Origin of the sequence: Hoeflea sp., assembly GCF_039975035.1 — a bacterium.
In the GTDB taxonomy this organism is placed as follows: Bacteria; Pseudomonadota; Alphaproteobacteria; order Rhizobiales; family Rhizobiaceae; genus Hoeflea.
Genome location: NZ_JBDWHW010000193.1, coordinates 1 through 16,022 on the forward strand (window position 1 = coordinate 1; position 16,022 = coordinate 16,022).

General features: G+C 64.3%; 23 protein-coding genes and 1 pseudogene. 20 read left to right on the forward strand and 4 right to left on the reverse strand.

Translation table 11 applies throughout. The features are described 5' to 3' along the window. Window positions 1–2,031: PBP1A family penicillin-binding protein (locus ABJN75_RS17280; RefSeq protein ID WP_348440824.1), on the reverse strand; the 2,031-nt coding region annotated here is incomplete at its 3' end. A gap of 140 nt (window positions 2,032–2,171) precedes the next feature. Between ABJN75_RS17280 and ABJN75_RS17285 the strand changes: the two genes are divergently transcribed. Beyond that, complete coding sequence (locus ABJN75_RS17285; RefSeq protein WP_348440825.1) at window positions 2,172–2,624, forward strand: YcgN family cysteine cluster protein; 453 nt, start codon at window positions 2,172–2,174, stop codon at window positions 2,622–2,624. Here ABJN75_RS17285 and ABJN75_RS17290 read toward each other — a convergent pair. After that, window positions 2,591–3,790 carry a glycosyltransferase family 87 protein gene (locus ABJN75_RS17290; protein ID WP_348440826.1) on the reverse strand — a complete coding sequence of 400 codons (1,200 nt, stop codon included), beginning with the start codon at window positions 3,788–3,790 and terminating at the stop codon, window positions 2,591–2,593. The genes ABJN75_RS17285 and ABJN75_RS17290 overlap by 34 nt on opposite strands. 275 nt (window positions 3,791–4,065) lie before the next feature. On the opposite strand from ABJN75_RS17290, the gene ABJN75_RS17295 reads away from it, so the two are divergent. The 3 genes from ABJN75_RS17295 to ABJN75_RS17305 all read left to right on the forward strand — a co-directional run bounded on the left by ABJN75_RS17295 (window position 4,066) and on the right by ABJN75_RS17305 (window position 4,865). Continuing rightward, window positions 4,066–4,227 (forward strand): DUF1328 family protein, encoded by a 162-nt coding sequence (locus ABJN75_RS17295; RefSeq protein WP_097107973.1) that lies wholly within the window; start codon window positions 4,066–4,068, stop codon window positions 4,225–4,227. A 191-nt stretch (window positions 4,228–4,418) separates the two neighbouring features. After that, window positions 4,419–4,667, forward strand: a complete 249-nt coding sequence (locus ABJN75_RS17300; RefSeq protein ID WP_348440827.1) for a DUF1902 domain-containing protein — start codon at window positions 4,419–4,421, stop codon at window positions 4,665–4,667. After that, window positions 4,668–4,865, forward strand: coding sequence for a type II toxin-antitoxin system HicA family toxin (locus tag ABJN75_RS17305; protein ID WP_348440828.1), 198 nt, complete (start codon window positions 4,668–4,670; stop codon window positions 4,863–4,865). A 214-nt stretch (window positions 4,866–5,079) separates the two neighbouring features. Here ABJN75_RS17305 and ABJN75_RS17310 read toward each other — a convergent pair whose 3' ends face one another. Both ABJN75_RS17310 and ABJN75_RS17315 read right to left on the reverse strand, forming a co-directional pair. Then, entirely contained in the window at window positions 5,080–5,313 is a 234-nt protein-coding gene (locus tag ABJN75_RS17310) for a type II toxin-antitoxin system RelE/ParE family toxin (RefSeq protein ID WP_348440829.1), read from the reverse strand. After that, complete coding sequence (locus tag ABJN75_RS17315; protein ID WP_348440830.1) at window positions 5,306–5,560, reverse strand: type II toxin-antitoxin system ParD family antitoxin; 255 nt, start codon at window positions 5,558–5,560, stop codon at window positions 5,306–5,308. Before ABJN75_RS17315 ends, ABJN75_RS17310 begins: the two co-directional genes overlap by 8 nt. Before the next feature lie 421 nt (window positions 5,561–5,981). On the opposite strand from ABJN75_RS17315, the gene ABJN75_RS17320 reads away from it, so the two are divergent. The 16 genes and pseudogenes from ABJN75_RS17320 to ABJN75_RS17395 all read left to right on the forward strand — a co-directional run. Continuing rightward, window positions 5,982–6,527, forward strand: coding sequence for a hypothetical protein (locus ABJN75_RS17320; protein WP_348440831.1), 546 nt, complete (start codon window positions 5,982–5,984; stop codon window positions 6,525–6,527). Between the two features lie 218 nt (window positions 6,528–6,745). Beyond that, a complete protein-coding gene (locus ABJN75_RS17325) occupies window positions 6,746–7,978 on the forward strand; it encodes a terminase family protein (RefSeq protein ID WP_348440844.1) in 1,233 nt (410 codons plus the stop codon). Window positions 7,979–8,055: 77 nt separating this feature from the next. Beyond that, window positions 8,056–8,367: a Dabb family protein gene (locus ABJN75_RS17330; protein ID WP_348440832.1), complete on the forward strand. Its 312-nt coding sequence runs from the start codon at window positions 8,056–8,058 to the stop codon at window positions 8,365–8,367. 99 nt (window positions 8,368–8,466) lie between these two features. Next, the gene (locus ABJN75_RS17335) at window positions 8,467–9,645 is read left to right on the forward strand and encodes a phage portal protein (protein WP_348440833.1); all 1,179 of its coding nucleotides are present in this window, start codon (window positions 8,467–8,469) and stop codon (window positions 9,643–9,645) included. Further along, window positions 9,632–10,051, forward strand: a complete 420-nt coding sequence (locus ABJN75_RS17340) for a DUF6107 family protein (protein WP_348440834.1) — start codon at window positions 9,632–9,634, stop codon at window positions 10,049–10,051. The genes ABJN75_RS17335 and ABJN75_RS17340 overlap by 14 nt, the downstream gene beginning before the upstream one ends. A gap of 51 nt (window positions 10,052–10,102) precedes the next feature. Then, window positions 10,103–10,576 (forward strand): annotated as a pseudogene (locus ABJN75_RS17345) (HK97 family phage prohead protease); the annotation flags it as partial. Window positions 10,577–10,825: 249 nt separating this feature from the next. Beyond that, on the forward strand, window positions 10,826–12,067 hold the full coding sequence (locus ABJN75_RS17350) for a phage major capsid protein (protein WP_348440845.1): 1,242 nt from the start codon (window positions 10,826–10,828) through the stop codon (window positions 12,065–12,067). An 89-nt stretch (window positions 12,068–12,156) separates the two neighbouring features. After that, the gene (locus tag ABJN75_RS17355) at window positions 12,157–12,723 is read left to right on the forward strand and encodes a head-tail connector protein (RefSeq protein ID WP_348440835.1); all 567 of its coding nucleotides are present in this window, start codon (window positions 12,157–12,159) and stop codon (window positions 12,721–12,723) included. Further along, complete coding sequence (locus ABJN75_RS17360; protein ID WP_348440836.1) at window positions 12,723–13,058, forward strand: phage head closure protein; 336 nt, start codon at window positions 12,723–12,725, stop codon at window positions 13,056–13,058. Before ABJN75_RS17355 ends, ABJN75_RS17360 begins: the two co-directional genes overlap by 1 nt. Continuing rightward, entirely contained in the window at window positions 13,055–13,453 is a 399-nt protein-coding gene (locus ABJN75_RS17365) for a DUF3168 domain-containing protein (RefSeq protein ID WP_348440837.1), read from the forward strand. Before ABJN75_RS17360 ends, ABJN75_RS17365 begins: the two co-directional genes overlap by 4 nt. A 49-nt stretch (window positions 13,454–13,502) precedes the next feature. Next, window positions 13,503–13,910 (forward strand): phage major tail protein, TP901-1 family, encoded by a 408-nt coding sequence (locus ABJN75_RS17370; RefSeq protein WP_348440838.1) that lies wholly within the window; start codon window positions 13,503–13,505, stop codon window positions 13,908–13,910. 7 nt (window positions 13,911–13,917) lie between these two features. Beyond that, a complete protein-coding gene (locus tag ABJN75_RS17375; RefSeq protein ID WP_348440839.1) occupies window positions 13,918–14,331 on the forward strand; it encodes a gene transfer agent family protein in 414 nt (137 codons plus the stop codon). Continuing rightward, the gene (locus tag ABJN75_RS17380) at window positions 14,328–14,585 is read left to right on the forward strand and encodes a rcc01693 family protein (RefSeq protein ID WP_348440840.1); all 258 of its coding nucleotides are present in this window, start codon (window positions 14,328–14,330) and stop codon (window positions 14,583–14,585) included. Before ABJN75_RS17375 ends, ABJN75_RS17380 begins: the two co-directional genes overlap by 4 nt. Beyond that, window positions 14,575–15,159 carry a phage tail tape measure protein gene (locus tag ABJN75_RS17385; protein WP_348440841.1) on the forward strand — a complete coding sequence of 195 codons (585 nt, stop codon included), beginning with the start codon at window positions 14,575–14,577 and terminating at the stop codon, window positions 15,157–15,159. The genes ABJN75_RS17380 and ABJN75_RS17385 overlap by 11 nt, the downstream gene beginning before the upstream one ends. A 15-nt stretch (window positions 15,160–15,174) precedes the next feature. Further along, a complete protein-coding gene (locus tag ABJN75_RS17390; protein ID WP_348440842.1) occupies window positions 15,175–15,816 on the forward strand; it encodes a DUF2460 domain-containing protein in 642 nt (213 codons plus the stop codon). Further along, a partial coding sequence (locus ABJN75_RS17395; protein ID WP_348440843.1) for a DUF2163 domain-containing protein occupies window positions 15,813–16,022 on the forward strand: 210 nt, incomplete at its 3' end. The genes ABJN75_RS17390 and ABJN75_RS17395, both read left to right, overlap by 4 nt.

Here is a 16,022-nt window from a genome sequence, read left to right on the forward strand (position 1 = left end):
CGGTGCGGCCTTGGGTTCGGGCAGCGGGTTCTCGACCCCGGGAATCGCCCTGAGTTCGATGCCTTGGTGGGCGTAGTCCATCACCCGTTTGAAGGTCATTGCCGGCAGTGAACCGCCGGTCATCCGGTTGGACGATGTGTAATCATCATTGCCAAACCACACCGCGGCGGTGAAGTTGCCGGTAAACCCGCAGAACCAGGCATCGCGATAGGCCTGGGTGGTGCCGGTCTTGCCGCCGGTCAGAACCCCGTCGACGGCCGCGCGCCGCGCGGTGCCGACATAGGGAACGCGGGTCAGCATCTGGTTCATGTAGGCGCCTGCCGTTTCAGACAGCACGCGTTCCGGCGGCGGCTCGTCGCGGGCAAAATCATAAAGCACATCGCCATTGTAGTTGACGATCTGGGCGATGCCGTGCCGGCGCGACTGATATCCGCCGGTCGGAAACACGGAATAGGCGGTCGCCTGGTCGAGTACGGTGACTTCCGAGGTCCCGATCGGAATGGTGACGTCGCGCCGGATCGGAGTATCGACCCCGAATTTCTTCGCCTGCGCCATGATCTGGCCGATCGGATCTTCGCCGAGCTTTTCCTTGGCGATCCTCACCGGAATGGTGTTGATCGATTTGGCCAGCGCCGTCTTGATGTCGATGCGGCCGCGATAGCTCAGGCCATAATTCTTCGGGTTCCAGTTGCCCCAGTGAATCGGCGCGTCGACGATCGGGCTGTCGGGTGTCATGCCCTTTTCCATGGCCAGCGAATAGGTGAAGATCTTGAACGAGGAGCCCGGTTGCCTCAGCGCATGGGAGGCGCGGTTGAACTGGCTTTCGCCATAATCCCGGCCGCCGACCATGGCGCGCACGGCGCCGCCGTTCTCGATCAGAACCAGAGCGCCCTGGCTTGCACGGTATTGCTTGCCATACTGGCGCAGACCGGTCTCGACGGCGGCATCGGCGGCTTCCTGCATGCCGGGATCGATGGTGGTGCGCACGATCAGCGAATGCTGGTCAAATCCGCCGGCGATGCGCTTGACCTCTTCAAAGGCCCAGTCGAGAAAATAATCCGGCGCATCATGGTCGCCACGGTCGATCACGCTGGCCGGATTGCGCCGTGCGCCGATGACCTGGCCCTCGGTCATCAGATTGCCCTGCACCAGGTTGGACAGCACCTCGTTGGCCCGCGCCCTTGCGGCCGGCAGGTTGATGTGCGGCGCATAGCGCGCAGGCGCCTTGAACAGGCCCGCGAGCATGGCGGCTTCGGCGATCGAGACATCGGTGATGTCCTTGCCGAAATAGAACTGCGCCGCCGCCGCAGCGCCAAAGGTGCCGCCGCCCATATAGGCGCGGTCGAGATACAGCCTGAGAATTTCCTTCTTGGGCAGGTTGGCCTCGAGCCAGAAGGCCAGAAACGCCTCCTTGATCTTGCGCTCGAGCGTCCGCTCATTGGTCAAAAACAGGTTCTTGGCCAATTGCTGGGTGATGGTGGAACCACCCTGGACCACGGAATTGGCTTTGACATTTTCGGTCATGGCGCGGACAAGGCCGAGGAAATCGATGCCGAAATGCTCGAAAAACCGCCGGTCTTCGGTGGCCAGCACCGCCTTGACGAAATGATCGGGCAATTGATCGACGGGGACGGAATCCTCGTGGATGATGCCGCGATGGCCGATCTCGTTGCCGTAGCGATCGAGGAAGGTGATGGCGAAATCGTCCCGCGCCCGCCAGTTGCCCGAGGTTTCCTGAAACGCCGGCAGCGCCAGCGCCAGAAGCAGCACAAACCCCGCCGTGCCGACATTCATGCCTTCTCCGACGATTTCGAAAAACACCTTCCACGGGCCGCGGGTGCGGAACCTGCGGAAGAAGATGGTGATTTCCTCCCAGATCTCGCCGGCGCGAAACCCGGCGTTCCAGATCGAGGAATCTATCCACGAATCGATGCGGAGCAAAAAGGTGGAGCGCTTGCGTGGCCGGTCTTGCTGGTTGAACGGGTCTTGCACGGGTCTCGATCCATTGCGGGCGGCAGTGACCTGCGCCATCGCGTGTTGCCGGTTGCGCGGTGCACGACGGCACCACGGTTTTCGCCCCTTGGGTCTGTTCTTTTGGCCGATTTTCAGTCAAAGGACAAGACGCGCGCGCCGCGCCGGGCGCGAAGCAACGCATAAAAAGGATAACACTCATGGGCGCACAGCCCTTCTGGATGACCAAATCGCTCGACGAGATGAACGCGGCCGAATGGGAAAGCCTGTGCGACGGCTGCGGCCGTTGCTGCCTCAACAAGCTCGAGGACTGGGACACCGGCGAGATCGCCTGGACCAACATAGCCTGCCGCCTGCTCGACGGTGAAAGCTGTCGCTGCAAGGATTACGCCAACCGTCAGGCGAGCGTGCCCGACTGCATTGGCCTGACGCCCGACCAGGTCGAGACCATCACCTGGCTGCCACCCACCTGCGGCTACCGGCTGGTGGCTGAAGGCGCCGGTCTGTACTGGTGGCATCCGCTGGTTTCGGGCGATCCGGAAACAGTGCACGAGGCCGGTGTCTCGGTGCGCGGCCGCACGCTGAGCGAAGACAATATTGCGCTGGAGGATTTCGAGGATTACCTGGTCGAATGGCCGGGCGAGGAAGCCTGAACCCCGGTCCCGGGAGGCAGTGTGCCCAGCATGGCGGCAAGCGCGATCGGGATCAGCACGAAAAACCCGTAGATCTGGAACATCATCGACAGGATGAACACCGGAAACAGCCAGGCGATCCAGAGAACGAGGCGTGGCGCGGTTGTCAGGTCGCGGCTGATCGCCAGCCAGGCCGCCGCCAGCGCGATGCCCGCCCCGTCATAGGAATAGCCGTAAGGCGTGGCCACCAAGGCCAGCAGCGCAGTCAGGATGATCCGGTCGACGGTTTGCAGGGCCTGCGCATCGGTACGCCAGATTTTCCAGGTGACGGCGACGGCAATCAATGCCGCAACGATCTGCGCGCCATAAGCGAGCGCCAGGGAACCGCCCAGCGCCCTGAGCGCGATGAAGACGGTCATCGCCTGGGTGTGATAGGGCTGCGGAAACGGCGCCTCCAGGATCGACACCATCAGCGGCGTCGTCACCGCGCGGAAATCCGCCCACACCGCAAATCCGAAGATCATGCCGGTGGCGGCAAACAGGATGATGGCGACGGTGCCCGCCGAAAAGATCGCCCGCCAGTATCCCGCCGCCAGCCAGGCAATCGGGATGAGTATGCCCAGATGCGGCTTTAACGTCAGGATGCCAGCGAACAGTCCGGCCAGCAGCGGCCGCTTCGGCGCCAGCGCCAGCGCCGCGATCATCAGCGCCGTGGTGTAGGCGCCGTTCTGTCCAAAGAATGCGTTCTGCAACACCACCGGGCTGATCACCACCAGCAGCCGCAGCGGACGCGGGATCTGGCCCAGGCAGGACAGCGCCGCATAGAGGGCGACGCCGCCGCCAAGCGTCCACAGCCAATAGGCAAGCCCCAGCGGCATCAACGACAGCGGCACGCCGACCAGCAGCATCGAGGGTGGATAGCTCCATTCATGATCGGGCAGGGTGGCGCCGAACAGCGCCCGCATCGCCGCGCGGTAGGCCTCGGGATCAAACAGCAGCTCGACCTGTCCGGACCCGGCCAGATGCGAGCCGAACCACAGATTGAGAAAATCCCAGTAAGGGGTTTTCAGCGAGCCGAGCGACAGCCCCGCATCGGTGAAGGTCCACAGCGATATGTAGGATTTCACGCCAAAAACCAGGCTGACGAGCAACAGCAGCAGGAAGGTGAACTTGTCGGGTCTGGCCATGGCCGCGCGTTATGCCTCGATATCGGTCGGGAAGAGTGGGAGTGTTATGCCATGGCGGGCCTGACCCGAAGCTGAAGGCCTGGCCGGACAGGAGCCAGCCCCCCGGCGCCCTCGTACCAGCGCCCTCGAACCGGCGCCATCGAACCGGCGCAGCGGCGGCGAGCCGGGCCGGGCACGGATGTGCGCCGGGTTGCGGGACGAATATTCGGGAATCGATGGAACCATTTCCGCCGGGCGGCGTTGATGTCGCGTATTGCCAAATGGAGGGTTGATTTATGATCCAGTGGATCCTGATTTTGCTTATTGTCGCAGCCGTCGCCGGCCTGCTCGGCTTTGGCCGCCTGTCGGGCGCCGCCATGACCGGTGCCAAGCTGCTTATCGGCATCGTGCTGATCCTGTTCCTGCTCGCCGTGCTCGGCATCGTTGCCATAGCCTAGGCGTTCAGCCCCTTTTCCCCCAAGGCTTCATCCTCCCCCCCTGGTGAAGCACACCTTATCCGCCGGAGAGCAATCTCTGGCGGTTTTTTTGTGCGCGGGGAGGGGAAGTGCCTGGCGCAGGGAATTCTCAACCCGCCTTGTCTGTGATAGATTGCCAGTTCCAAATGCGTGCAAACCAACTGGAGCAGGGCATGCAACGAAGTTTTTCAGTCAAGGCCGTGTGGGACGACGAGGCCAAGGTCTATGTCTCGGAGAGCGACATCATAGGGCTGCACATCGAGGCTGAAACCGTTGAAGAATTCGAAGCTATCATGCGCGATGTCGCCACTGATCTGGTGATAGCCAACCATATCAGCCCTGACCAGCTGGATACCATTCCGTTGCGCGATCTGATTCCGACAATTGTCTGGGAGCGGCCCAACCCGGAACTGGCCGCCTGAATGGTGTCGGGGTTTTATCGCGTGGTATGCGATGAACTGGCCAGAGCTGGCTTTGCCTACCTCGGCAACGCAAAGGGGTCACACGAGAAATGGCAGAATGCACAAACCGGGCGGCTGGTTCTGGTGCCTCGCAATCTCAAAAGCCGCCATACCGCCAACGCCATTTTGAAATCGGCCGGTCTGGGGAAGAAGTTCTAAATCTATGACACTTGCAACCAAACCCGCGTTGGAGGACGGCGATCCGGCACTGTTTGGCGCAGCGCTTGGCGACATTGTCAAGGCGCTGCATGAGTGGAATTGGCCGCATGGCCGAGTGAAAATGGCAATGGTCGTTCTTACAACCAACTCTCCGGGTCCCGTCCGCCATGGACGATGGCCACGACCAATATGCCGTAAGCCATCGGTTCGTAGATCAGGATGTAATCGGTTCGTAGATCAGGATGTAATTGCCCTCGATGAGGATCCGCGCAGTGGGACTCAACTCCGGCCGTCCCACGCCCATATGGGGCTGGGTAGCTGCGAGATCTGCTTTTTCCAGCATGTGCCGCAACAGCGTGTCTGCCGCAAATTCATTGTCGAAAGCGATGGTGTGCCAGATGTCGCGCAAATCCTGCTCGGCCCGGGGGCTGAGCCTGGCTTCAGCCATGACGTTCAGCTTTTAGTTTTGTGAGCAGGGAGCCGGCGTCTATTGAGCGGCCTTCTCCGCTGGCCATGCCGTCATCATAGGCGCGTTTGAGCCGGTTGATTTCAAGCTCGCGCAGTTCCTGCCGCTGTTCCCACAAACGAAGCGCATCACGCATCACCTCGCTGTTGGATGCGTAGGACCCGGACGCCACCGCCTGCTGCAACCACGAGATCTGCTGCTGGGACAGCGAGATCGTGAGTGTTTTCATGGGCTCGTGTTTCATACGGCGAATATAGCAAAACTAACAGAAACCAACAAGAACTATGAGGTTGAATGGCTTTTTTACGCCTGGCTTGAGGGATATCACTCTCGAGAATTAAAACCGTGAGCGCAGCGACATGTCGCTTGAAGGTATCTGTGACAGGCACAGGGTCTAATCGGCGGATGGTGAATCAAGTCGGACCTACGTCAAACACAAAAATAGGAAAATAATCCTTGACGGTGTCACGCTGCTCTGGTAGGGTGATGTCATCGTCACGGAATTGCGCCGCAAGCGGTGCCGGGTTTGACTGCGGTATTGGCGGCTGTTTCGTTTGACAAGTGATGGTTGCGCAATGCGCCTCTGGTTTTTCCGGGGCGCTTTTTTGGTGGCTGGGTGCCACCGGTTTCAAAAAATTTGCGAGGCTGTGATGACCGGGAGCTGTGGAGCTGGCGGGGGCAAAGGGCTGTGCGGAGCGGATGATCCGGGCAGGGGCGGGTTCGGGCGCGAGGTTGGAAATGAGACGGAGCTGATCGACCGGCTGGTCGAGCTTGTACTGATGCTCGAACCGCTTGAACTCAAGCAGGGTGATCCGGTGGATGTGACTGCGGCCGTGCCGGAGGCTCCAGGCGACAGCCTGCCGGCGCCGACATTGCTCGCTGAAAGCACGCAACGGATGCTGGCCCAGATGCGCGCCGTGATCGACCGCGAGGCAGCAAGGCTTGGCGCCGACGGGGTGGAAGGCAAGGCGGCGGTGGACCAGGTCTCGCTGATTGCCCGCACGCTCGAAAAGATCGACCAGATGGAGCGGCTGATTGCCGAGGACCAGGCCCGCACCACGGCCCGGACGCTGAGCGCCGACGAGCGCGAACAGATGCGCCAGACCGTGCGGCAACTGATCCTCGCCGCAGCCGAACGGCTGGCGGCGGAGCGCCGGACGGACGGGCTGACGGCGGACGAGATGGCGGCGGAATGACGATGCACGGGTTGACTGCCATGCTTATGGCCAGCGCCTGGGACATTCCCGGTCCCCGCAAGGCTGCGGTGCCGCTCCGCAATCTTCTTGCCTGCGGATGGCGACCCAGCCCTGTGTGGCGACGTCAAGTCAAGGCGCCTCCGACGGAACCAGCGCCAGCGACCGATACCGTGACAGATCTGGTGGCAGCACATATTGCGCAGCTCGATGATCGGGCGCTGATCGCGCACTCGAGCGACTGGCAGCTCACTGCCCGGGCCGAACAATTGCCGCCCGAAGGTGACTGGCGCACCTGGCTGATGATGGGCGGACGCGGCTCGGGCAAGACCCGCGCCGGCGCCGAATGGGTGCACGCGCTTGCCTCGGGCGAGATCGCAGGTCTTGGCCGCGACGGCCGCATCGCGCTGGTGGCCGAAACCTTCGGCGATGCGCGCGAGGTGATGATCGACGGCGTGTCGGGCATTCTCGGTGTGGCGCGGGCCGATCGCCCGGCCTTCGAGGCGACACGGCGCAGGCTGGTGTGGCCCTCCGGGGCGGTGGCGCAGATGTTTTCGTCGGAAGATCCCGAAAGCCTGCGTGGGCCGCAATTCTCTCTCGCCTGGTGCGACGAACTGGGCAAATGGGGCCACAGCCGTGAGACCTGGGACATGCTGCAATTCGGCTTGAGGCTTGGGACCGCGCCGCGCCAACTGGTGACGACGACGCCGAGGGCCACGCCGTTGATGCTGGCGCTGGTCAAGGACAAGGCGACGCGGGTGACGCGAATCCGCACCGAGGACAACGCCGCGCATCTGGCGGCGGGATTTCTCGACGCCATCCGGGCGCGCTATGGCGGAACCCGGCTGGGCCGGCAGGAACTCGATGGCGAATTGATTGCCGACCGCGAGGACGGGCTGTGGCGGCGCGACCAGATCGAGGCGCTGGTGGTGCGCAGCCATGGCCAACTGGCGCGCATCGTGGTGGCGGTCGATCCGCCGGCGGTGGGGGAAGCAAAATATTCCTGCTGCGGCATCGTTGCCGCCGGGCTGGATGCGGAAGGCCGGGCGGTGGTGCTGGCCGACGGATCTGTCGAGGGCGCCAGTCCGACCCGCTGGGCCGAAGCGGTGGCGCGGCTCTACCGGCGGTTTGACGCCGACTGCGTGGTCGCCGAAATCAACCAGGGCGGCGACATGGTGACAAGCGTGCTGCGCACCGTCGAGCCGTCGCTGCCGGTGAGGACCGTGCGGGCGACGCGCGGCAAATGGCTGCGCGCCGAACCGGTGGCGGCCCTCTACGAGCAGGGCCGGGTGGTCCATGCCGGCCATTTTGGCGCACTGGAAGACCAGATGTGCGATTTTGGCCCGGACGGGCTCAGCTCCGGCCGCTCGCCCGACCGGCTCGACGCGTTGGTCTGGGCGCTGAGCGAATTGTTGCTCGGCCGCAGGGGCTCGCCGCAGGTGCGGCATTTGTGAACGGCGGCGACAATGCGGTTGCCAATTTGCAGCGAACGGAGGATCAGGACCCCATTCAAGACCGAAAGGAAGTCCGCATGATTCGCCATATCGTGTTTTTCAGCGTGAAAGATCCCACGGATCGCGAGCGGGTGGAGCAGGGTTTGCAATTGCTGGCGGCGACCCCGCATGCACTGAATTTTGAAATCGGCCGCAATCTCAACGGTGATGCGATCTCCGAACCGGTTGATTTCGTCGTCTATGGCGAATTCGAGGATGAAGCCGCACTGGCCGCCTACAAGGCCGATCCGCTGTATCAGCGCTCGATCGACATTGTCCGGCCGCTGAGGGAGCTGCGCATCGCCGCTGACTTCGTGAGTTCGATCGGATCGGGCGCTCCCGGCGACTGAAGCTGGGGCCGCGGTCCCCGCGATACAATTGATGACATCACCACCCCGCCGGGTCGCCTCGGCGGGGTTTTTGATTCCGGACACGCAAAAGGTGTGAACATGGCATTCGGATTGAGGCTTCCCTGGACACGCGCCAACGCCGCGAAACCGCCCGCGGCCAAGAGCTGGCTGCCGGGCGCGATCGCCGCATTCTCGGGCAATGACGCCGCGCGCTGGAGCGGGCGCAGCTACCCGGCCATTGCGCGCGAAGGTTTCATGCGCAACCCGGTGGCGCACCGGGCAACGCGGATGATCGCCGAAGCCGCGGCATCCGTGCCCTGGCTGGTGTTTGACGGTGGCCGCGAACAGGAGCGCCATCCGGTGCTCGATCTGCTGAACCGGCCCGAGCCCACCGGCGCCGGCGACGGATTTTTCGAAACGCTTTACGGCCATCTGGTGCTTTCGGGCAATGCCTGGATCAACCCGGTGGGCGCCGGTGGCCGCGTTGCCGGATTGCAGATATTGCGGCCCGACCGGATGCGGGTGATCGCCGGTCCGGATGGGTGGCCCATTGCCTATGAGCATCAGGCCGGCGGCAAGCGGCAGCGCTTTGCGGTGACGCCCGAGGACGGGCCGGGGCTGCTGCATCTCAAGCTGTTTCACCCGCTCGACGATCATCTGGGTTTCGCGCCGCTGGAAGCAGCCCTGATGGCGCTTGATCTGCACAATGCGGCGATGGAGTGGAACAAGGCGCTTCTCGACAATTCCGCCCGTCCGTCGGGGGCACTGGTCTATCAGCCCAAGGACGGCGGCAACCTGACGCCCGAGCAATATGAGCGGCTGAAGGCTGAACTTGAAGACGGCTATCAGGGCGCGCGCCGGGCAGGGCGGCCGATGCTGCTGGAAGGCGGACTCGACTGGAAGGCGATGGGGCTGACCCCGCGCGACATGGATTTCATCGAGGCCAGAAACGGTGCGGCGCGCGACATCGCGCTGGCGCTGGGCGTGCCGCCGATGCTGCTGGGCATCCCCGGCGACCTGACCTACGCCAATTACCAGGAGGCCAACCGCGCCTTCTGCCGCCTGACCGTGCTGCCGCTGGTTCACCGCACCGCAGCCGCATTCACCACCTGGCTGCAGCCGGCCTATGGGGCAGGGCTGCGGGTCGATTATGACGCCGACCGGCTTCCCGGGCTTTCGGCCGAGCGCGACGCGCTCTGGTCACGGGTCGGTGCTGCCGATTTCCTGACCGATGAGGAAAAGCGGGAAGCTGTGGGATATCAGCGTGTTGCGGGCTGAACCGGACTCAGGCCCGCAACCGGTTGATTCTGTTTGTGAGCCTGGCCGTGAGCATTCTGCCGCGCGCCAGATCGGAGGAAAGCCAATGCAGGGCATCGACCCCGAACCCTCGATGCTGGCGGCACGGATTGCCGGCGCCATCGCCGGAGCGCTGGTCTCGCTCGCCTACATGATGCCGAAAAGCGCGCGCGAAGCCACCGCGAGGGCCATCGCCGGGGTGATCTCCGGCCTGGTCTTCGGCGGCCCGGCAGGTGTGGTGCTGGCGCAATGGATGGGGGTGAGCGCGCTGCTGTCGCCTGACGAGACGCTGCTTGGCGGCTCGGCCGCGGCCAGCATGACGGCATGGTGGGTGCTGGGCGCGCTGGCCCGCATTGCCGACCGCACCGGGCGCGGCCCCAGAGCCTGAGCGGCATCCGCGCTGGCCTGACACCACTTCGACAACGTGAAGGATACACTGATGAAAGCGGACTGGAGCGCATCCGGACGACAGCACAAACGCGTCGATCTGGCTTTGGAAGACGTGAGCGGTGACGGCAGTTTTTCGGGCTACGCCAGCCTGTTCGGCACGGTCGATCTGGGCCGCGACGTGATCGAGCCCGGCGCTTTCGCCGCCTCGCTCAAACGCCGGGGAGCGGGTGATGTGCGCATGCTCTACCAGCACGATCCGGACAAGCCGATCGGCCGCTGGCTGTCAATCCGCGAGGATCAGCGCGGCCTGCATGTCGAGGGCAAGCTGTCGCTCGGCGTGGCCCGCGCCCGCGAAGTGCATGAACTGATGAAATCGGGCGCGCTCGACGGTCTGTCGATCGGATTTCAGACCGTGCGCGCCCGCTCCGAGGCCAAAGCAGGCGTGCGCCGGATTCTCAGCGCCGATCTGTGGGAGATCTCGGTGGTGACATTTCCGATGCAGCCTGGCGCGCGGGTGACCGCCGTCAAGGCTGCCGGACACGGTTGCCCGACGCTCACGGTGCGCGAACTCGAACGCCGGCTCACGCGGGATGCGGGGCTGACCAGACGCCAGGCGCGAGGGCTGATCGCCCACGGCCATGGCGCGCTTTCGGACAGGCAGGACGCTGCGCCGGAGGATCTCGAACGCCTGGAGACACGGATGCGCGCCCTGACCTGTGCGTTGGTCCGCTCCTCCCATTCCCCCGACAAAACCCTGTTGAAAGGACGACCCATGACCACCCAGTTGAAAACCGTGCGCGCGCCGGAAACCAAAAGCGTCGACGCCGATGTCTCCGCCGCCTTCGAGGACTTCATGTCCGCCTTCGAGCACTACAAGCAGACCAACGAGCAGCGCCTGGCAGAAATCGAGCGTCGTGGCGGCGCCGATGTGCTCTCGGAAGAAAAGATGGCCCGCATGGATGCGGCGCTGGATGAGCAGAAGCGCACCATTGATGCGCTGCTTCTCAAACGCGCCCGCCCGGATCTGGGGCGCGGCGGCGGTGCGCCGGGTGCGGTGCGCCAGGCCTTTGACGCCTATGTGCGGCGCGGCGACGAGGCCGGATTGCGGCAGGCGGAACTCAAGGCCATGTCGGCGGGCAGCGATCCCGACGGCGGCTATCTGGTGCCGGACGAACTCGACAGCGAGATCGGCCGGCGACTGTCGGAACTCTCGCCGATCCGTTCGATCGCGACGGTGCGGCAGGTGTCGGGTGCGGTGTTGAAGAAACCCTTCGCACTGGACGGCATGGCCACCGGCTGGGTCGGCGAGACCGATGCACGGCCGCAGACGGCGGCGCCGCAACTGGCTGAGCTGCAGTTTCCGACCATGGAACTTTACGCCATGCCGGCGGCCACCGCATCGCTGATCGAGGACGGTGCGCTCGACATCGAGGGTTGGATCGCCGCCGAAGTCGAGGCAGCCTTCGCCGAGCAGGAAGGCGCGGCGTTTGTCGCGGGTGACGGCGCCAACAAGCCGCGCGGCTTCCTCGATTATCCGAGCGTCGATGATGCCGCCTGGAGCTGGGGCAATCTCGGTTATATCGCCACCGGGGCCGCCGGCGCGTTTGGCACTGATCCGTCCGACCGGCTGGTCGAGCTGATCTATGCGCTCAAGGCGGGGCACCGCCAGAACGGCCGGTTCGTGATGAACCGCAAGACCCAGGCGCAGATCCGCAAGTTCAAGGATCTGGACGGCAACTATCTGTGGATGCCGCCGGCGGGAGCGGGGCAGTCCGCTTCGCTGATGGGCTTTCCGGTGGTCGAGGCCGAGGACATGCCTGACATTGTCGCGGACTCGGCCTCGATTGCCTTTGGTGATTTCCGCCGCGGCTATCTGGTGGTCGACCGTACCGGCGTGCGCATCCTGCGCGATCCCTATTCGGCCAAGCCCTATGTGCTGTTTTACACCACCAAGCGTGTGGGTGGCGGGGTGCAGAATTTCGAGGCGATCAAGCTGCTGAAATTCGCCGCCTGATCGCATGGCCCCCTGCCTTCGACACCTTCCCTCTCCCGGTCTGCCGGGGGAGGGAGACGCATCCCCAAATACCCAGTCCGGAGACTGCCATGACCCTGATCCAGACCGATCCGCCGCTGGCGGAACCGGTGACGCTTGCCGAGTTGAAAGCGCATCTGCGCATTGATACCGCCGATGAAGACGACCTCCTCGAAGGTCTGATCCGCGTCGCTCGCGCCCATCTGGAAGCGGTGAGCGGCGTGGCGCTGATGAGCCAGGGTTTCCGCCTGGTGCTCGATGACTGGCCGCGTGGCGACGTGATTCAACTGATGAGAACGCCGGTTCAAACCATTGATGCGATTCTGGTTTATGACGCTGAAGGGGTGGCCCAGGAGCTGTCGTCCGCCGACATGCTGCTGGACGCCACGGCGCAGCCGGCGCGGCTGGTGATCAGGACCAGGCCACGGCCCGGCCAGCCGATCAACGGGATCGAGATCGAATTCACCGCGGGCTTCGGCTCCGCCACCGAGGTGCCGGCGGAACTCAAGCGGGCGATTCTGGTTCATGCCGCCCATCTCTATGAATTTCGCGGCGCGGTGACGCCGGACATGCAGCCGGCCGCCATTCCCGCAGGCTATGACCGGCTGATCTCGCCCTGGCTGAGGCGGGTAGTGTGATGGGTACATTGCTTGTCGATCCGGGGCGGCTGAGTGCCCGGCTGTCGCTCGAGACGCCGGCGGATCTGCCCGACGGACAGGGTGGCGTCGGTGACAGCTGGGACCTTGTGGCGCAACTGTGGGGGCGGATCGAACCGCTGCGCGCCAGACCGGGCGAGGCGGCAGACGCGGCGACCAGCAAGATCAGCCACCGCGTTACCATCCGCTACCGCGACGATGTCCGACACGCCATGCGTTTTGTCCATCGCGGCCGCTCCCTCGTCATCCGCGCCATGCGCGATCCCGACGAGAGCCGCCGCTACCTTATCTGCGAGTGCGAGGAGACTACGTCATGAGCGCCAATGCGTTGCAGACAGCAGTGGTCACGCGGCTGGCAGGAGATCCGGACCTGATCGCGATCATCGGGGAGGGCCGGGTTTTCGACCGGCTGATCAGCCGCGCCGAGCCGCCTTATCTGGTGATGGGCGAGGCTTCGACCAGTGATTTTTCAACCGGCGATGGCGACGGCAGCGAACACCGGTTCGAGATTGAGGCGTGGACCAGACAGAATGGGCGCAGGCAGGCCGTCGAGATGGCGGACGCGGTGCGTGCCGCCTTGCACGATGCCGATCTGGCGGTTGACGGCGCGGTGCTGATCAATCTTCGCCACGACCGCACGGTCAGCCGCCGCGTCGCCAAATCAGGATTGCACGTGGCGCGGCTCAGGTTCCGCGCGGTGACAGAGCCGTGAAGCCGGTGGTTCGGATTTCCCCATTTCAAGAGCGTGAAAGGACACTCCCATGACGGCCCAGAAAGGCAAGGACCTGCTGATCAAGATCGATGACGGCGGGGCGTTTGTGACCATCGCCGGCTTGCGCGCCCGCCGGCTGGCGTTCAACGCCGAGGCCGTCGACATCACCGACGCCGAATCTGCCGGGCGCTGGCGTGAGCTGCTGGGCGGCGCCGGCGTGCAGCGCGCAGCACTGTCGGGCGGTGGGCTGTTCAAGGATCAGGCGAGCGATGCGCTGACGCGAGCGGTGTTTTTCGCAAGCGAGATCCGCGCCTGGCAGGTGGCAATCCCGGACTTCGGAACAGTGACTGGCCCGTTCCAGATCACGGCACTCGAATATGCCGGTCGTCATGATGGCGAAATGACCTTCGAGATCGCGCTCGAATCCGCCGGCGCACTCAGCTTTGCGGCGGTGTGAGGCGACGATGCGCACCCACCCCAACCGCCACCGCGGCGAAATCGCGGCGAAATTCGATGGTGAAATCCGGCTGCTGTGCCTGACGCTCGGCGCGCTGGCCGAACTGGAAAGCGCTTTTGGTGTGGCCAATCTGGCCGAACTTGCAGGTCGCTTCGAGACCGGCCGGCTGTCGGCAGCCGACATCATCCGAATCGTCGGCGCCGGGCTTCGCGGCGCGGGCAACCGGATCAGCGACGAGGATGTCAGCGTCATGTCGATCGAGGGCGGGGCCGTTGGCTTCGCCCGGATCGCGACCGAACTCTTGTGGGCGAGTTTCGGCAGCGCGGAGGCCGACGGGAGTTCACACGCTTCACCAGATCGGGAGGGTTCAGCTCTGGTTCGTCAGCCAAACCCTTCCGGGCCGCAGGCGGTGTCGGGGTGAGGGAGCAGGACCGGACGTTTTTCCCCTGGGCGTCCGTGATCCGCTTCGGCCTCTCCCGCCTGCGGCTGACCCCCGAGGCATTCTGGCGGCTGAGCCTGCCGGAACTCAACGCGCTGATCGGTGCGGATGATGCACCGGCAATGGCGACACGGCAGGGACTTGAAGCGCTGATGCAACGGTTTCCGGACATGATCACGCCGGAGAAGACAACACCGATAAAGACCGCGAACAAGGAGCCTGCCGATGACCGATGAGCCAAATCTGAAAGTCACTGTCGATCTGGATCTCGACAGCGCCGACCGGGCGCTCGACGAGCTCAGGGACAAGGCTGACGCCTTTGGCGGCGCGCTGTCGGATGCGTTGAAATCGGCAACGGTCGAGGGGCGCAATCTCGATGATGTGTTGCGCACCCTTGGCACTCGCATGGTCGGTATCGCGCTTGATGCGGGCATGAAGCCGCTGGAGCAGCTGATCAGCAGTTCCATCTCGGGGCTGACCGGCAGTCTGGGCCGGGTGCTGCCCTTTGCCAGGGGCGGCGTGCCGGGCAGGGTCAACGCCTTCGCCGACGGCGGCGTGGTCGGCGGACCGTCGTATTTTCCGATGCAGGGCGGCGATGTCGGCCTGATGGGCGAAGCGGGCGCCGAGGCGATCCTGCCGCTCAAGCGCGGACCCGACGGCAGGCTCGGCGTTGCTTCCGGCAATGGCGCGCAGGCCGTGCAGGTGACATTCAATGTGACGACACCGGATGCGGCAAGTTTTTCGAAATCCGAGGCCCAGATCACCGCCATGCTGGCCCGCGCGGTCGGTCGCGGCCGTCGCGGCCTGTAAGCGAGGGAGGCGGATATGACCAACGGTTTTCACGAGGTGCAGTTTCCGCTGCGGCTGTCGCTGGGCGCCAGCGGCGGGCCGGGGCGGCGCACCGACATCGTGGCGCTGTCGAATGGTGGCGAAACCCGCAACGCGCGCTGGGTCGATGCGCGGCGGCGCTATGATGCGGGCACCGGCTTGCGCGGTCTCGAGGACCTTTATCAACTGACCGCCTTTTTCGAAGCCCGGCGCGGTCAGCTTTACGGGTTCCGGTTTCGCGATCCGGTTGACCATGCCTCCGTTCCGCCCGGGCAGGCAGTCACGGCAATCGATCAGCAGATCGGCACCGGCGACGGGATTCAGACCGTGTTCGAGCTGACCAAGTCCTATGCCGACACCGGCGGCGCCACGGTGCGCCGTATAGAAAAGCCGGTCGAAGGCAGCGTGCTGCTGGCTGTTGACGGCGTCGTGCTGGATCCGGGCAATTATACCGTCGATCCCGCTGCCGGACTTGTGACAATCTCGCCCGGCCTGGTGCCAGCGCCCGGGGCGGTGGTGACCGCCGGTTACGAGTTCGACATCCCGGTGCGCTTTGACACCGACCGCATCGAGATCAGCCTGGCGGCGTTCAAGGCAGGCACGGCACCCTCCGTGCCATTGGTGGAGATCAAGCCATGAGGACCATTCCCGGCGCACTGGCCGCGCATTTGGCTGAGACCTCAACCACCCTTTGTCATGCCTGGCGGCTGACCCGCACCGATGGTCTGGTGCTGGGTTTTACCGAGCACGACCATGATCTTGAATTCGATGGTACGGTGTTTTCCGCCGCCACCGGATTTCGCGCCAGTGAAGTTGAATCCGGACTTGGGCTTGAGGCCGACGCC

Bases quoted from the DNA above. Each gene is read 5' to 3' on its own strand.
- ABJN75_RS17285 (WP_348440825.1), top strand. From the start codon at position 2,172: ATGGGCGCACAGCCCTTCTGGATGACCAAATCGCTCGACGAGATGAAC.
- ABJN75_RS17290 (WP_348440826.1), bottom strand. From the start codon at position 3,790: ATGGCCAGACCCGACAAGTTCACCTTCCTGCTGCTGTTGCTCGTCAGC.
- ABJN75_RS17295 (WP_097107973.1), top strand. From the start codon at position 4,066: ATGATCCAGTGGATCCTGATTTTGCTTATTGTCGCAGCCGTCGCCGGC.
- ABJN75_RS17300 (WP_348440827.1), top strand. From the start codon at position 4,419: ATGCAACGAAGTTTTTCAGTCAAGGCCGTGTGGGACGACGAGGCCAAG.
- ABJN75_RS17305 (WP_348440828.1), top strand. From the start codon at position 4,668: ATGGTGTCGGGGTTTTATCGCGTGGTATGCGATGAACTGGCCAGAGCT.
- ABJN75_RS17310 (WP_348440829.1), bottom strand. From the start codon at position 5,313: ATGGCTGAAGCCAGGCTCAGCCCCCGGGCCGAGCAGGATTTGCGCGAC.
- ABJN75_RS17315 (WP_348440830.1), bottom strand. From the start codon at position 5,560: ATGAAAACACTCACGATCTCGCTGTCCCAGCAGCAGATCTCGTGGTTG.
- ABJN75_RS17320 (WP_348440831.1), top strand. From the start codon at position 5,982: ATGACCGGGAGCTGTGGAGCTGGCGGGGGCAAAGGGCTGTGCGGAGCG.
- ABJN75_RS17330 (WP_348440832.1), top strand. From the start codon at position 8,056: ATGATTCGCCATATCGTGTTTTTCAGCGTGAAAGATCCCACGGATCGC.
- ABJN75_RS17335 (WP_348440833.1), top strand. From the start codon at position 8,467: ATGGCATTCGGATTGAGGCTTCCCTGGACACGCGCCAACGCCGCGAAA.
- ABJN75_RS17350 (WP_348440845.1), top strand. From the start codon at position 10,826: ATGACCACCCAGTTGAAAACCGTGCGCGCGCCGGAAACCAAAAGCGTC.
- ABJN75_RS17355 (WP_348440835.1), top strand. From the start codon at position 12,157: ATGACCCTGATCCAGACCGATCCGCCGCTGGCGGAACCGGTGACGCTT.
- ABJN75_RS17360 (WP_348440836.1), top strand. From the start codon at position 12,723: ATGGGTACATTGCTTGTCGATCCGGGGCGGCTGAGTGCCCGGCTGTCG.
- ABJN75_RS17365 (WP_348440837.1), top strand. From the start codon at position 13,055: ATGAGCGCCAATGCGTTGCAGACAGCAGTGGTCACGCGGCTGGCAGGA.
- ABJN75_RS17370 (WP_348440838.1), top strand. From the start codon at position 13,503: ATGACGGCCCAGAAAGGCAAGGACCTGCTGATCAAGATCGATGACGGC.
- ABJN75_RS17375 (WP_348440839.1), top strand. From the start codon at position 13,918: ATGCGCACCCACCCCAACCGCCACCGCGGCGAAATCGCGGCGAAATTC.
- ABJN75_RS17385 (WP_348440841.1), top strand. From the start codon at position 14,575: ATGACCGATGAGCCAAATCTGAAAGTCACTGTCGATCTGGATCTCGAC.
- ABJN75_RS17390 (WP_348440842.1), top strand. From the start codon at position 15,175: ATGACCAACGGTTTTCACGAGGTGCAGTTTCCGCTGCGGCTGTCGCTG.